The 15,020-nt window shown below is 65.3% G+C and carries 14 protein-coding genes; 12 read left to right on the top strand and 2 right to left on the bottom strand.

Annotated features, from left to right (window positions below; translation table 11 throughout):
* The first annotated feature begins 40 nt into the window (after positions 1-40).
* From hisE to ACM43_RS33055, 6 genes are all read left to right on the top strand, one after another.
* Positions 41-445 (top strand): phosphoribosyl-ATP diphosphatase, encoded by a 405-nt coding sequence (hisE, locus tag ACM43_RS33080; RefSeq protein WP_157283040.1) that lies wholly within the window; start codon positions 41-43, stop codon positions 443-445.
* A 46-nt stretch (positions 446-491) separates the two neighbouring features.
* The gene (locus tag ACM43_RS33075; protein ID WP_081492862.1) at positions 492-1,094 is read left to right on the top strand and encodes a YqaA family protein; all 603 of its coding nucleotides are present in this window, start codon (positions 492-494) and stop codon (positions 1,092-1,094) included.
* A gap of 47 nt (positions 1,095-1,141) precedes the next feature.
* Positions 1,142-1,681, top strand: a complete 540-nt coding sequence (locus tag ACM43_RS33070; protein ID WP_035997543.1) for a hypothetical protein — start codon at positions 1,142-1,144, stop codon at positions 1,679-1,681.
* A gap of 30 nt (positions 1,682-1,711) precedes the next feature.
* Complete coding sequence (locus ACM43_RS33065; RefSeq protein ID WP_271545832.1) at positions 1,712-3,112, top strand: aspartate ammonia-lyase; 1,401 nt, start codon at positions 1,712-1,714, stop codon at positions 3,110-3,112.
* A 271-nt stretch (positions 3,113-3,383) separates the two neighbouring features.
* Positions 3,384-4,352 carry an NAD(P)H-dependent flavin oxidoreductase gene (locus ACM43_RS33060; protein ID WP_036021244.1) on the top strand — a complete coding sequence of 323 codons (969 nt, stop codon included), beginning with the start codon at positions 3,384-3,386 and terminating at the stop codon, positions 4,350-4,352.
* Between the two features lie 22 nt (positions 4,353-4,374).
* The gene (locus ACM43_RS33055) at positions 4,375-5,148 is read left to right on the top strand and encodes a thioesterase family protein (protein WP_271545830.1); all 774 of its coding nucleotides are present in this window, start codon (positions 4,375-4,377) and stop codon (positions 5,146-5,148) included.
* 374 nt (positions 5,149-5,522) lie between these two features.
* On the opposite strand, the gene ACM43_RS33050 is transcribed toward ACM43_RS33055, so the two are convergent.
* Positions 5,523-7,085 carry an AMP-binding protein gene (locus ACM43_RS33050; protein ID WP_157283030.1) on the bottom strand — a complete coding sequence of 521 codons (1,563 nt, stop codon included), beginning with the start codon at positions 7,083-7,085 and terminating at the stop codon, positions 5,523-5,525.
* Between the two features lie 108 nt (positions 7,086-7,193).
* On the opposite strand from ACM43_RS33050, the gene ACM43_RS33045 reads away from it, so the two are divergent.
* The 4 genes from ACM43_RS33045 (at position 7,194) to ACM43_RS33030 (ending at position 10,157) form a co-directional block, all read left to right on the top strand.
* The gene (locus tag ACM43_RS33045) at positions 7,194-8,159 is read left to right on the top strand and encodes an NAD(P)H-dependent flavin oxidoreductase (protein ID WP_271545828.1); all 966 of its coding nucleotides are present in this window, start codon (positions 7,194-7,196) and stop codon (positions 8,157-8,159) included.
* Between the two features lie 136 nt (positions 8,160-8,295).
* The gene (locus tag ACM43_RS33040) at positions 8,296-8,544 is read left to right on the top strand and encodes a hypothetical protein (RefSeq protein WP_271545826.1); all 249 of its coding nucleotides are present in this window, start codon (positions 8,296-8,298) and stop codon (positions 8,542-8,544) included.
* Positions 8,545-8,676: 132 nt separating this feature from the next.
* Positions 8,677-9,390, top strand: a complete 714-nt coding sequence (locus ACM43_RS33035; RefSeq protein WP_271545824.1) for a hypothetical protein — start codon at positions 8,677-8,679, stop codon at positions 9,388-9,390.
* An 89-nt stretch (positions 9,391-9,479) separates the two neighbouring features.
* On the top strand, positions 9,480-10,157 hold the full coding sequence (locus ACM43_RS33030; RefSeq protein ID WP_271545822.1) for a hypothetical protein: 678 nt from the start codon (positions 9,480-9,482) through the stop codon (positions 10,155-10,157).
* Positions 10,158-10,200: 43 nt separating this feature from the next.
* Here ACM43_RS33030 and ACM43_RS33025 read toward each other — a convergent pair whose 3' ends face one another.
* On the bottom strand, positions 10,201-11,757 hold the full coding sequence (locus ACM43_RS33025; RefSeq protein ID WP_271545820.1) for a winged helix-turn-helix domain-containing tetratricopeptide repeat protein: 1,557 nt from the start codon (positions 11,755-11,757) through the stop codon (positions 10,201-10,203).
* A 370-nt stretch (positions 11,758-12,127) separates the two neighbouring features.
* Here ACM43_RS33025 and pcaB point away from each other — a divergent pair, with 370 nt between their 5' ends.
* Positions 12,128-13,489 carry a 3-carboxy-cis,cis-muconate cycloisomerase gene (gene pcaB / locus ACM43_RS33020; protein WP_271545818.1) on the top strand — a complete coding sequence of 454 codons (1,362 nt, stop codon included), beginning with the start codon at positions 12,128-12,130 and terminating at the stop codon, positions 13,487-13,489.
* A 113-nt stretch (positions 13,490-13,602) separates the two neighbouring features.
* Positions 13,603-14,862 (top strand): aminopeptidase, encoded by a 1,260-nt coding sequence (locus ACM43_RS33015; RefSeq protein ID WP_271545816.1) that lies wholly within the window; start codon positions 13,603-13,605, stop codon positions 14,860-14,862.
* Positions 14,863-15,020 lie beyond the last annotated feature (158 nt).

Here is a 15,020-nt window from a genome sequence, read left to right as displayed (position 1 = left end):
TTAACACGCCGGCCATTTGTTTCGAGTAGTTTTGGGTACCATGAGTGATTCGCTTGAGCGGCTATATCTGGCTGTGCTCGCGGCCAGAGACCTTGATCCGGCAACATCGCGCACGGCCCGGCTGTTTCAGCGTGGGCCCTCACAGATGGCGAAGAAACTGGCCGAAGAAGCCATCGAGGTCGTCATCGATGCGGTCAATGGCGATAGCGAGGCCGTGATCCGGGAAAGCGCCGACCTGCTCTACAATCTCACCGTGCTGTGGGCTTCGGCCGGAGTACGCCCCGAGGACGTCTGGCGGGAAATGACGCGGCGGGAGGACATGCTCGGAATTGCCGAGAAACTGCCGAAGTCGCCGGCGAAATTGCCCAAAGTCGCATCACCGCGCATGGCCTCGCGGCGGCCTATTGTCGCGCTTGACGGCCGCGCCGCGCGCAAGCGCCACTAGAAGCGTCACAAATCGCTCAAAAACTGGCGATGGACAAATCCGTCCCATGGTGCTTCATCGCGGCGCCATGCTGAAACGAATGTACGACTGGTGCATCGACGCCGCCCACAAGCCCTATGCGCTCTGGATCATGGGCATCGTGTCCTTCGCCGAAAGCTCCTTCTTTCCGGTCCCGCCGGATGTGATGCTGATTCCGATGTCCCTGGCGCGGCCGCAGCGCGCCTGGTTCTATGCCGCGATCTGCACCGTGACCTCGGTGCTCGGCGGCGTCGTTGGCTACGCCATCGGCGCGCTGCTGTTCGACTCGGTCGGCCAGTGGCTGATCCAGGTCTACGGCCTCGCCGACAAGGTCGACGCCTTCCGCGCCTCCTATGCGGAATGGGGTGCGGTCATCATCCTGCTCAAAGGACTGACGCCGATCCCCTACAAGCTCGTCACCATCACCTCGGGCTTTGCCGGCTACAACATCCTCCTGTTCGTCCTGTGCTCGATCGTCGCGCGCGGCGGACGCTTCTTCGTCGTCGCGATCCTGCTCAACCGCTACGGCGACTGGATCCGGGTCAGGATCGAGCGGCATCTCGGATTGTGGGTCGCGCTCGGCGCGATCGTGCTGGTGCTCGGCTTCGTTATCGCCATCAAGCTGATCTAGAGCCGCAGCGCTTTGCCGCCGCGCCGGCTTCGGCTACGGTTGTCGTCATGATGGTTCGATCCGGCAATCCGGCGGCACGGCATGGGACGCTGATGTCGACAGCGCTGCTGCTGCTGCTCGCTGCCGGAGGGACGGCCCGGCCGCAATCCGCCCCGCCGGCGCTCGGCCTTCAGCAGCAGGGGGCGCAGGCCGGCCCGTCGCCATCGACGCCCGCTCCCTCGGCGCCGCCGGCGCGTGAGGAGAATCCCGGGCTGATCAACGAAATGGGCAAGCTGTTCGACAAGCTGCCTTCGATCCTGCCGCCGATTAAAAGCCCCAGTGAAACCATGGACGACCTGTCGCGGCTGGCCAAGCCCTCGACCATGGTGTCGGGGCGCGTGATCTGCCCGGTCTCTGCGAACGGCGCGCCCGACTGCAAGCAGGCGGCCGACCAGCTCTGCCAGGGCAAGGGCTACAAGGAAGGCAAGAGCCTGAACGCCGACTCCGCGGAAAAATGCTCGGCCAAGGTCCTGATCCCGGGCCGGCAACGTAAACCGGACGACTGCCGCACCGACACTTTCGTGACCAGCGCGCTGTGCCAGAACTGAAGGCCGGCGCGCGAGAACCAAGGAGCGCCCATGAGCCGCACGGAGCAGGACTTCCTCGGACAGCGTGAGATCGCCGACGACATCTATTACGGCGTCCAGACCATCCGGGGTAAGGAGAACTTCCACATCACCGGCATTCCGATGAACCAGGAGCCTTACTTCGTGAAGGCGCTTGGTTATGTCAAGAAGGCCGCCGCGATGGCCAATCGCGACCTCGGCGCGATCGATGCCAAGGTCGCGGACGCCATCATCCTCGGCTGCGACCGCGTCATCGCGGGCGACATGATGGATCAGTTCGTCACCGATTTCATCCAGGGCGGTGCCGGCACGTCGACCAACATGAACGCCAACGAGGTGATCGCGAACCTCGCGCTGGAATCGCTCGGCTTTGCCAAGGGCGACTACCAGCACGTCAGTCCGAACGATCACGTCAATTACGGCCAGTCGACCAACGACACCTATCCGACCGCCTTTCGGCTGGCCCTGATCCTGCGGCTCGAGAGCTACATGACCGCGTTGCGCCAGCTCCAGGAAGCCTTCTTCGCCAAGGGTCGCGAGTTCGACCGGGTCCTGAAGATGGGCCGCACGCATCTGCAGGACGCGGTGCCGATGTCGCTCGGCGCCGAATTCCGGGGCTGGGGCACCACGATCGGCGAGGAGGTCGACCGCATCTCGGAAGCGCGCGCGCTGCTGCGCGAGATCAATCTCGGCGCCACCGCGATCGGCACCTCCGTCACGGCGGCGATCGGTTATCCCAAGCTCGCCGTCAGGCACCTCAGCGCGCTCACCGGCGTCGATTTCATTCTCGCCGGCGATCTCGTCGAGGCGACCTCCGACACCGGCGCCTATGTGCAGCTCTCCGGCGTGCTGAAGCGCACGGCCAGCAAGCTGACGAAAATCTGCAACGACATCCGCCTGCTTGCCTCCGGTCCACGCGCGGGCTTGAACGAGATCAACCTGCCGCAGCTTCAGCCGGGCTCCTCGATCATGCCCGGCAAGGTCAATCCGGTCATTCCCGAAGTCGTCAACCAGACCAGCTTCCTCGTCATCGGCCTCGATACCACGGTGACGCTGGCGGCAAGCGCCGGCCAGCTCCAGCTCAACGTGATGGAGCCGGTGATCTCGTTCGCGCTGTTCTTCTCGATCCGCACCATGGAGCGTGCGGTCAACAGCCTGCGCGAGAATTGCGTCGTCGGCATCACCGCCAACGAGGAGCACACCCGCAACATGGTGCTGAACTCGCTCGGCATCGTCACGGTGTTGAAGCCGCTGCTCGGCTACAAGCAATGCGCCGAGATCGCGCGCGAAGGCTACAAGAGTGGCAAGTCGCTGCACCAGATCGTCGTGGCCGAACGCAAGCTGCTGACGCAGGAGAAGTGGGACGAGATGTTCTCGTTCGAGCGGCTGATCAACCCGGATCTGATCGGGTAGGCGGTCGCTGTCATTCCAGGGCGCGCGAAGCGCGAGCCCGGGATCCATTGCGCCGCGCGTGCTGACGCCCGACGGATTCTCTGATGCGCAATCGCGCATCATAGCTCGACGCTCCGCCTCGCCCCGGAATGACGGGTGAGGAATTCCGCTGCTTGGAATTGCGGCAATGGCCTCCGCTGCGGCGCCAAAACGCAATACTTGACAGTGGAAAGATTGCCTTGTTGGTATGGCTCCCAACTTCAACTTGACCGGCTGAGAGGATCGTACCGCAATGTCCATGCCTGCCTTGTTCAAGGGGCGCCTGTCGATCCCCGTGATCGGCTCGCCGCTCTTCATCATCTCGGTGCCCGATCTCGTGATCGCGCAGTGCAAGGCGGGTGTGGTCGGCTCGTTTCCGGCGCTGAATGCGCGGCCGCCGGAGCTGCTGGACGAATGGCTGGCGCGGATCACCGAAGAGCTCGCGGCCTATGACCGCGCCCATCCCGACAGGCCGTCGGCGCCGTTCGCGGTCAACCAGATCGTGCACAAGTCGAACAACCGGCTCGATCACGACATGCAGCTCTGCGCCAAGTACAAGGTGCCGATGATCATCTCCTCGCTCGGCGCCCGCGAGGAGCTGAACCAGGCCGTGCACGGCTGGGGCGGCATCGTCTTCCACGACGTGATCAACCAGAAGTTCGCGCACAAGGCGATCGAGAAGGGCGCCGACGGCCTGATCCTGGTCGCGGCCGGCGCCGGCGGCCATGCCGGCACCATCTCGCCGCTGGCCTTCGTGGCCGAGACGCGAAAATGGTTCGACGGTCCGATCGCGCTGTCGGGTGCGATCGGCAATGGCAAGGCGATCCGCGCCGCGCGTATCCTGGGGGCCGACTTCGCCTATATCGGTTCGGCCTTCATCGCGACCAAGGAGGCCAATGCGGTCGAGAAGTACAAGGAGATGATCGCGGGCTCGAGCGCCGACGACATCGTCTATTCCAATCTCTTCACCGGCGTGCACGGCAACTATCTGAAGCCCTCGATCCTGGCCGCAGGCATGGACCCCGAAAATCTGCCGACGTCCGATCCCTCCAAGATGAACTTCGGCACCGACGCCTCCGGCGAGCGCGCCAAGCCGAAGGCCTGGAAGGAGATCTGGGGAAGCGGCCAGGGCATCGGCAGCATCGACAAGGTCGTGCCGGCGGCCGAGCTGATCGCGCGCTTCAAGAAGGAATACGACGAAGCGATCGATCCGCCGTTGTGATCGCACCCAGATCGAGTGCTGCATGCCCCCCATCTACCGCGTCGACGGCAACGACGTCGTCACCAGCCCCGATGCAGCCGGCCCCTGGGACCGGCGCATGCAGCACGGCTCGGCACCGGCATCGCTGGTGACATGGGCGGCTGAGCGCATCCCTGCGGCGGTGCCGATGGATATCGCGCGCGTGACCATCGATCTGATGCGCCCGGTACCGGTGGCGCCGCTCACGATCGCGACCGAAATCTTGCGCGAGGGCCGCAAGATCCAGCTCTGCGGGATCAAGCTGCTCGCCGACGGCGTGCAGGTGGTCGGCGCCACCGTGCTCAAGATCAGGCGCCAGGCGCTGACGCTGCCCGACGAGGTCGAGGAACTTCCGGTCACGTTGCCTTCGCCGGAGGATTCGTTGGTCGAGGACGGTCACGCCGCCACCAGTCCGTTCGTGCGATCGGTCTCGATGCGCGCCGCGCGCGGCCGCTTCGGCCAGGCCGGCGCCGGCGCGATCTGGTTTCGCGTCGACCATCCGCTGATCGAAGGCGAGGCCGTCTCGCAGGCGATGCGCGCCGTGGTCGCCGCCGACTTCTCCAACGGCACCGCCTCGACGCTCGATTTCCGCGCCTGGACCTACATCAACGCCGACCTCACCGTGAGCTTTGCGCGCCAGCCGGTCGGCGAGTGGATTTTGCTCGACGGCGATTCCTGGATCGGCCCCGACGGCGCGGGCCTTGCGATGTCACGCCTCGCCGACCGCCAGGGCTATTTCGGCCGCGCGGTGCAGAGCCTCGTGATCGAGAAGCGGTGAGAGGCGCTATGTGCGATCAGCCGGGCGATGACACCGATAGTGTGAGAGCTATCTTGCGCATCGCGGGATTGAACGGCAGGCTTCCGCCGCCGCGGAAGGGATGCAAGGTCGTGTTCGACCAGGGCATCCTGCCAGTTCACACACCGTAGAAGATCTTGATCCCCCACAGCACCACGATGATGGCCGTGATCAACGTGATCGCGGCGACTGCACTTTCCAGGGAAGCGACTCTCATTTCACTCTCCGCTTCCCAGCCCCGTCAGCGGTCTAGTTGATTCCCTGATTCGCCGGCAATTGCGCGGGCGTCGCCGTCGCAGACTCCGTTGCGGGCTGTGGTGCCGAAGCAACAACGACACCGTAGAATTCCGGAGTATTTACCCCACCATCCGGTCCCGCCCGCTCCAAAAGCCCGCGCGTAGCACCTTCTTGTCGACCTTGCCGACGCCGGTCATCGGCAATTGCTTGACGAACTGGATCTGCTTGGGCGCATGCGCCGAGCCCTTTCGCGTCTTCACCAGGTTGATCAGCTCGTCCGGATCGGGCTTCGTCCCTTCGCGCGGGACGACGATGGCGGTGACGGCTTCGCCCCATTTCTCGTCGGGAATGCCGACGACCGCGACCATCGCCACGTCCGCGTGCTGCGACAGCACGTCCTCGACCTCGCGGGGGAAGATATTGAAGCCGCCGGTGACGATCATGTCCTTCTTGCGATCGAGGATGAACATGTAGCCGCGCTCGTCCTGACGTGCGATGTCGCCGGTGTGGACCCAGCCGTTCTTCAGCGTCTCGGCGGTGATGTCGGGCCGCTTCCAGTACTCCGCCATCACATGCGGCGCGCGCACGCAGATCTCGCCGGCCTCGCCCGTCTTCACCTCCTGGTCGTTGTCGTCGAGGATCTTGACCTCGCAGGCCGCGATCGGGAAGCCGCAGGACAGGAACAGCTCCGGCCGCTTGGGATCGTGATCGGCCTTGCGCAGCACCGAGACGGGATAGCACTCGGTCTGTCCGTAGAGCTGCGAGAACACAGGGCCGATGCGTTCGATGCCCTCCAGCAGTCGGCTCGGCGACATCGCGGAGGCGCCATAGAGCACGAGCTCGAGCGAGGAGAGGTCGGTCTTGCCGAGCGCGGGCTGATCGAGCAGCACATAGATCATGGTCGGAACGAACAGCGTGAAGTTGATGCGCTCGCGTGCGATCGTTGACAGCACGGCTTCGGGATCGAAGCCTTTCAGCATGTGCACGGTGCCGCCGCGCATCAGGGTCGGCAGCACCTTCGTGCCCGCGACATGGCTGATCGGCGCGACCGTGAGGTAGCGCGCAGCCTCGGGGATCTCGAAGTCGGCGAGGATCGCGCCCGCTGCGCCGGCATTTTCGCGGTGATAGCGCAACGCGCCCTTGGATTTTCCGGTGGTGCCGCCGGTGTAGTTCAGTGTGGCGAGATCGTCGGAGCCGGCGAGGCACTGTGCGCTGGCGTGCCCCGCACTCTCGACCGCCGCCAGCAGATCGACGCCGTAGCTGGCCGGTCCCATGGTGAAGACCGCCTTGAGCCGGCCGGCCTTCGCGGCGAGCTCGCCGCCGCGGTCGCGGAAGGCGGCCGCATCCACCACCAGCATCTCGGCTTCGGAATCCTCGAGCTGGAACAGCTGGTCCTCCAGCGAGCCCAGAGGGTGGAGCCAGGTGATGCAGAGGCGGGCCAACTGGGCGGCGACGCCGGCGCACCAGCTGTCGGCGCGGTTCGCGGTGAGGAAGGCGACGCGGGCGCCGGGCTGCAAGCCGAGCCGCATGAACACGCCCTGGATCCGTCCGATCAGGTCGATGGCCCCGCGATAGCTCAGCGATCCCTCGGGCCAGGCGAAAGCAATGCGGTCGGGATAGCGCGACAGCGCCCGTAGCGTCTGCGCACAAGCCGGGGATGATGCGTGGAGCGGATCAGGCATATGTTTCCTCGTTGCTTTGTCACCGGCTTGTGGCGTGCCAATGTTGCTGACGACGCTAGCACAGAGACTGCGGGAGGAAACTACAAAGCCCGCGCGAGGGAGGCATGCATGCCATCGGATCGACTGCAACGCTTCCGCGATCGTCTTGCTCTGCCGCTGATCGCGGCGCCGATGTTTCTGGTATCGGGCGTCGAGCTCATGGTCGCAGCCTGCCGCAACGGGGTGATCGGCAGCTTTCCCACCGCGAATTGCCGTGGCGCGGAACAGCTCGATGAATGGCTCACCGAAATCAAGCTGCGGCTGCGGCAGCATGAAGATCAAACCGGGCGAAAGGCAGCGCCACTTTGCCCGAACTTGATCGTCCACCGCTCCAATGCGCGGCTGGAGCAGGATCTCGCCATGCTGCTGCGGCACAAGCCGGAGATCGTCATCACGTCGGTCGGCTCGCCCGCGCCAGTCTTGAAGCCGCTGCACGACGCCGGTGCGCTGGTGCTGGCGGACGTGGCCTCGATCCGCCATGCCGAACGCGCCGCGGAAGCGGGGGCGGACGGGCTGGTCCTGCTCACTGCCGGTGCCGGCGGCCAGACCGGCTGGCTCAACCCGTTCGCCTTCGTCCGTGCGGTGCGCGCATTCTACGACGGCATCATCGTGCTCGCGGGCGGAATCAGCGACGGTCGCGCGCTGCGTGCCGCCGAAGTGCTCGGCTGCGATCTCGCCTATATGGGCACGAAGTTCATCGCGACGCGTGAGAGCATGGCGGACGAGCGTCACAAGCAGATGCTGATCGAGAGCAGCGCCGACGACATCTTGCTCACCACCGCGTTCACGGGCTTGCAGACCAGCATGCTGAGGCCATCGATCGCGGCCGCCGGGCTCGATCCCGACAATCTGCCGGCGCGCGGCGCGATCAATATCACTGAGGATATCGACGTCGCCGCCCGCGACAGCCGCCCCAAGCGCTGGCGCGATATCTGGAGCGGCGGGCATTCGACCTCGGGTGTCACCGATGTGCTCGCGGTCGAGGATCTCGTTGCGCAGACCATCGCCGAATATCGGGAGGCGGGTGGGCGGTAGCGTCGTCGCCTCTCCCACAGGGGATCGGGCAGGGTTAATCCCGCATCCATCCGGCCCGTCCCACTTAACGGCGGATTAACCATCGCCAGCCAAGAATCCCTCTTGTGGCCGCCAATCAGGACGAGAGGGACAGGCGATGGACTTCAATTATCTCAACGGCAAAACGGCTGCGACCCTGGACGAGATTCGCGTCCGCGTCGCCCATGCGCTGGCCCGCCACCCGCTGTGCCGCAACGTCCGGTTTGATATCGTCAGCGTCCCCCGGACTCGCCGCGGCGGCAATTGGACGGTGACGCTGCAATCGGTCGAGCCGCGCGCGGTCTGGGAAGCCTCGGAGATCGTCGCCGACATCCAGGAGGCCTATGACCTCGCGGCAGCGGCCTGATTTCCTTGGGGTTTCCAGGCGATGTCGCCGTAGTCCGCGCGATTGCCGCCGCGATGGCACGGTTCAGCCTTAATTATCGCCCAGTTTCCGGGCAGTGATCACGTGGACTTGAAGTCGGACGCGGAGAGACGTTTGTCCAAAGCCATCACCATCGTCGCGCTGACCTGTTTCCTCGTCCTCGGCGCCGCCACCACCGCCATCCTCGGCCGCGACAGCGTTCCCAGCGTCAGCGCCGCGATGATCGCCGAGACCCCCCCGGCCAAGCCGCTCGCAACCAACCGCGCCGCCAAAGCCGACCGTCTGGTTCCGACGCTCGCGCTGGCCTCGGCCGCGATCGAGCCGGTCCAGGTTGCCGCCGACAAGCTGGCGCAGGCACCGGCCCTGACCGAGCCGCTGCGTCAGGCCTTCGCCGCCGCCACGCCATCCGATTTCCCGATGCCGAAGCCGAGCGCGCACGAGGCGCCCGCCGCGACCGAGGTTCCGGCCATCGAAGTTCCAGCCAAGCCGAAAGTCGTCGCCAAGCCGCAGCCGCAAAAATCCTATTCGCTGCTGTCCGACGTGCAGATCGCGGGCATCAGGGATCGCCTGAAACTCTCCTCGTCCCAGGAATATTACTGGCCCTCGGTCGAGACGGCGCTGCGCAACGTCGCCCGCAAGATCCAGGCGAACAGGCTGTCGAATCCGAATGCGCCGCCCAGCGCGCAGATAGATCCGAATTGCGACGAGGTGCAGCAGTTGAAGTCGGCCGCGATGCCGCTGTTGTTCCAGCTTCGCGACGACCAGAAGGAAGAAGTGCGCAAGCTCGCTCGCCTCATCGGGCTCGAGAAGGTCGCGCAGCAGATCTGATGCACGCGGTTCCTCGTCGAGGAGCCGCGGCATATCAGGAACATCTGGCAATCCCCAGGCGTTGCCCGCTCCAAAGAGGGAGTGGATGAATGCGCGCCTCGACAGCCTATTTTGTCGGTGCCGGAACCATCGTCGCGGCCATCGCCATTGGTCTCGGTGGCGGCATCGTTGCCGGCAACATCATGAATCCCGTTGCGTCCAAGCAGGGGCCGGACACCAGCAAGATGGCGCAGCGCACGGCAACTCCCACGCCGGCGAGCTCCAACGCTCCCTCCGAGCGCGTGAACTATCTCACCGGCTCGCAAGCCTTTGGCGCGATGATCGCCGCGCCCGCACAGGCCGAAGCAAAGCCTGAACCCGCAAAACCGGACACGCCAACCACGCAGGCGAATGTCGCACCGGCGCCGCAACCTTCGCAAGCCGCTGCAGTCGAGCCGCCCAAGCCCGCCGCTGCGCCACAGGCCGCAAAGCCTGCCGAGCAGCAGGCCTCGACCGAGCCGTCGTCCTCACAGAATAACGCCTATGCCAAGGCGAGGGATTCCGATGTGAAGCGCGCCGCGTCCGAACGGCGCCGCGCCGAGCGTCGCGAGCGCTGGGCCGAGCGCCGCTATTATTACGAGTCCCGCGAGCCGCGCGGCATGCGCGACCGCACCGATTGGGATGACGTCGCGCGCAACATCCGCGAGGATTCCGATGCGCGCGATTACGCGGGGCGGTCGCGCGGCGGCTTCCCGCAGATCAGGCTGTTTGGGCCTGACGACGATTAGCACCTGAAGCGGGGATCAAGCGGAGCAGTCGCGCCAGCGACCGTCACGTCATTCCAGCGCGCCGCAACCCCTCGAGATAGTGCGTACGATCCTCTTCCCGCAGCATCGGCAGCTCGCGCGTGATCCAGGCAAGCGAGACCTCGGGCTGGGCGCGGCGCAGGCCTTCCAGGGCGGATGCCGCGAGGGCGGGATCGCCGAGCATGCCGGCGGCGGCCGTCAGCACGCGGTGGGCGCCGACGAAATCCCCGCGCTGGCGCATCGATTCCCGAGCCATCTGCACGGCGCCCGCGTAGTCGCGGCCGACGAACCGGGCATAGGCCGCAACCCCGCAATAGATCGCCGCGAGCGGGTCGCGCGGGCTCAGCCGCAGCGCGCGGCGGGCGGCGGCATCGCCGTCCTGCCAACGTCCGGCATAGCAAAGCGTCACGCCGTGGAAGGCATGCGCCATCGCGAAATTCGGGTTGAGCCGCAGGGCCAGCTCGAATTCAGCCAGCGCATCGTCGAAGCGGCGGCGGAACAGATAGGTGTAAGCAAGGCCGTGATGGGCCCAGGCATCCTCGCGATCGGCCTCCACCGCCGCGAGCGCCGCACGTTCGGCGACCGGCACGGTCGCCGCCATGTCGGCCCAGCCCATATGTGCGCCGAACATATGGCTGGTCGCGAGCAGGCCGAGCGCCTTGCCATAGGCGGGATCGACCGCCACCGCTTCTTCCAGCAGCTTCTGCGCGGCGGCATTGTCCTCGCGGGTGATGCGCCAATAATGCGACAGCGCACGCATCACGAGGTCCCATGCATCCAGGCTGCCCGGCGGCTTCTGCTGGGCCCGGAAGCTTTCGGCAGCATAGAGCTGCGGCTCGATGGCGGCGACGATCGCTTCCGTGATCTCGTCCTGCACGGCGAAGATGTCGGCGAGCTCCCGGTCGTAGCGTTCGGCCCAGAGATGGCTGCCGGTCGAGACGTCGTTGAGCTGGGCCGAGATGCGCACCCGTTCGCCGCTCCGCCGCACGCTGCCCTCGACCACGTAGCGCACCCCGAGCTCCCGCGCGACCTCGTGGATGTGCACGGCGCGGCCCTTGTAGACGAAGGAGGAGTTGCGCGCGATGACGAAGAACCAGCGCAGCTTCGACAGCGCCGTGATGATGTCCTCGCTGATACCGTCGGAGAAATAATCCTGCTGGACCTCGCCACTCATATTGGTGAAGGGCAGCACGGCGATCGCGGGCCGCTCCGGCAGCCCGAAGGTGGCCTGGGACGGGGCGATCCGGACCGGCTCCGGCGCGACCGCGCCGATTTGTGTCTGGACGTCGCCGACGAAGCGAAAACCCTTGCGGGTGATGGTACGGATCAGCGACTGGCTCGCGCCATCGTCGCCGATCGCCTTGCGCGCCGCATTGATCCGGCTGGTCAGGGTGGATTCGGAGACGCTGCGCCCGTGCCAGATCTTGTCGATCAACTCGTCCTTGCTGACGACCCGGTCGCGGTTCTGCATGAGATGGACGACGAGGTCGAAAACCTGCGGCTCCACGGCAATGGGAACCTGCTCGCGGCTCAGCTCGCGCCGGTCGGTATCCAGAAGGTGGTCCCGGAACAAAAACTGCACGTCGAAAACTCGGGCCTCATTGCGAAATCGGGCAAACAAACAAAATGAAATTTGGGTCGAAAGATCGTGTGTCTGCCGAAGGGGGCGTTTGGTTCATCGCAATCGCGTGATGGCAGCCATGTGGTTTCCCGAGGGAATACATCCGCAGCTAGAATGTTGCGGTGTAAATCTGGCGACGAGATCAGGTCGCCCCTCCAGCACCGTCATCCCGGATCGCGGGAGCGTAGCGCAGGCCCTCTCAGCGACAACGGCTTCGCCATTGCGCGGGAATGCCGTTTTAGTGTCGCGCATAACGGCGAATGCCCTTTGCCGATCTGCCCTGCGTACGTAAGGTACACCGACAGAAAACACCAACCCAGAAGAAGTGTCCATGCCTGCCTTCCCCGCCGCCACCACTGTGCTCGACTCCCTGCTGTTTCGCGACGCTTTCGGCACGCCTGAGATGCGCGAGGTGTTCTCGGACGTCGCGACGGTCGCACGCTATGCCGAGGTCGAGGTGGCGCTGGCGAAGGCGGAGGCGAAGTGCGGTGTGATCCCACACGAAGCGGCCGCAGCGATCGCGGCGCGGACCGACATCGGCGCGCTGGATTTCGATCTGCTCAGGCAGGAGACCGATGTCGTCGGCTACCCGATCCTGCCTTTGGTGCATCAGATGGTGAAGCAATGCGGCGAGGCGGGCCGCTACGTGCATTGGGGCGCCACCACGCAGGACATCATGGACACCGCCGTGGTGCTGCAACTGCGCGCCGCGCTCGAGATCGTCGAACGCGACATCGCCGAGCTGCGCAAGATCCTCGCCGATCTGTCGAAGCGCCATCGCGACACGGCGATGGCGGGCCGCACCCATCTGCAACAGGCGCTGCCGGTGACCTTCGGCTACAAGTCCGCGATCTGGCTCGCGATGTTCGACCGCCACGCCGAACGGCTGGCGCAGCTGAAGCCGCGCGTGCTGGTCGGCCAGTTCGCCGGTGCGGCCGGTACGTTGGCTTCGCTCGGCGACAGGGGGTTCGAGGTGCAGGAAGCGCTCTGCACCGAGCTGAAGCTCGGCGTTCCCGCCTCGACCTGGCACGTCGCGCGCGACGGCTTTGCCGAAGCCGTTAACTTCCTTGCTCTCGTCACCGGCTCTCTCGGCAAGATCGCGCTCGACATCATGATGATGGCCTCGACCGAGTTCGCCGAGGTCTACGAGCCTTTCGTCAAGGGGCGCGGCGCCTCTTCGACCATGCCGCAGAAGCGCAACCCGATCTCCTCGGAGCTGATGCTTGCGGCCTCCAAGGCGGTGCGCCAGCACGCCGGCCTGATGCTCGACGCCATGGTGCAGGATTTCGAGCGTGCCACCGGCCCCTGGCACGCGGAATGGATGGCGATCCCGGAAAGCTTCGTGCTGACCGCCGGCGCGCTGCATCAGGCGAAGTTCGCGCTTGGGGGCCTCATCGTGGACGAGGCGAAGATGAACGACAATCTCGCCATCAGCCGCGGCCTGATTGTGGCCGAAGCGGTCATGATGGGCCTCGCCCCGCAGATCGGCCGGCAGGAGGCGCACGACGTCGTCTACGACGCCTGCCGTCAGGCCAACGAGAAGGGAATGAACCTTGCTGATGTGCTATCCGCAGATTCACGGATATCGAGCCGCATCGATCGTGCCACAATCGAGGCGCTCACTTCACCGAAAAATTACCTCGGCCTTGCGCCCGCCATGGTCGACCGGGTGCTGGCATCAGCAACGCGTTGAAAACCAAAATGCGTGAAACTGCGTATCTTTCCAAGGGCGCAAGACGCTCGCATACTTGTGCCCCGCGATGCTAGACTTAAATTGAGTGAGCGACTTTCGGCAGAGGGCCCGGTATGACTGATCAACGCAATCCTTCCACTCCCATCGATCCGGCGAAGCTCGACCGGCTGGCCGAGGTGGCGGTGAAAGTGGGCCTAGGCTTGCGGCCGGGACAGGATCTGCTTCTGACGGCGCCCGCGATCGCGCTGCCGCTGGTGCGGCGGATCGCCGTGCATGCCTACAAGGCCGGCGCTGGCCTCGTGACGCCGATCCTGTCGGACGAGGAGATGACGCTGGCGCGCTACCGCCACGGCCACGACAACAGTTTCGATCGTGCCGCCGGCTGGCTCTACGAGGGCATGGCCAAGGCGTTCTCCGACAACACTGCACGGCTCGCCATCGTCGGCGACAACCCGATGTTGCTGTCGGGCGAGGATCCTTCCAAGGTGGCGCGCGCCAGCAAGGCCAATTCGATGGCCTATCAGCCTGCGCTGGAGAAGATCGTCAATTTCGACACCAACTGGAATATCATCGCCTATCCGAGCGCGTCCTGGGCGAAGCTGGTGTTCCCGAACGATCCCGAGGAAGTTGCGGTCGGCAAGCTCGCAGACGCGATTTTCGCCGCGTCCCGTGTCGATCGCGAGGACGCGATCAGCAATTGGGCGAGCCACAATGCGGTGCTGCGCGAGCGCACCAACTGGCTCAACGGCCAGCGTTTCCGCGCGCTTCAGTACTCGGGTCCCGGCACCGATCTCACCATCGGCCTTGCCGACGGTCACGAATGGGAAGGCGGCGCCTCGCTGTCCAAGAACGGCATCAGCTGCAACGCCAATATCCCGACCGAAGAGGTCTTCACCACGCCGCATTGCCGCCGCGTCTACGGCCACGTCGTGAGCTCGAAGCCGCTGTCCTATCAGGGCACGCTGATCGACAACATCGCGGTGCGGTTCGAGGACGGCAAGATCGTCGACGCCAAGGCCTCGCGCGGCGCCGAGGTGCTGAACAAGGTGCTCGATACCGACGAGGGCGCGCGGCGCCTCGGCGAGGTGGCCTTGGTGCCGCATTCCTCGCTGATCTCGCAGAGCGGGCTGTTGTTCTACAACACGCTTTTCGACGAGAACGCGGCCTCGCACATCGCGCTCGGCCAGTGCTATTCGAAATGCTTCGTCAACGGTGCCCAGCTCACGCCGCAGCAGATCGCGGCGCAAGGCGGCAACCAGAGCCTGATCCATATTGATTGGATGATCGGCTCGGCCGAGACCGACATCGACGGCATCTTGGCCGACGGCAGCAAGGTGCCCGTCTTCCGCAAGGGCGAATGGGCGAAGTCGTAATCTAGACATGGTCCACCCCCGTAGGAGAGGTCGGATCGCATCGAAAGATGCGATCCGGGTGAGGGGTTACGGCCTCACGTCATGCTGCGGCCCCTCACCCGGATTGCTGCGCAATCCGACCTCTCCCCGCTGGGGAGAGGTAAGGGTCGGCCGATAGA

Origin of the sequence: Bradyrhizobium sp. CCBAU 45321 (genome assembly GCF_028128975.1) — a bacterium.
GTDB lineage: Bacteria > Pseudomonadota > Alphaproteobacteria > Rhizobiales > Xanthobacteraceae > Bradyrhizobium > Bradyrhizobium yuanmingense.
The sequence above is the reverse complement of the archived record's forward strand: the minus strand, read 5'-3'. Positions and strand labels throughout refer to the sequence as shown.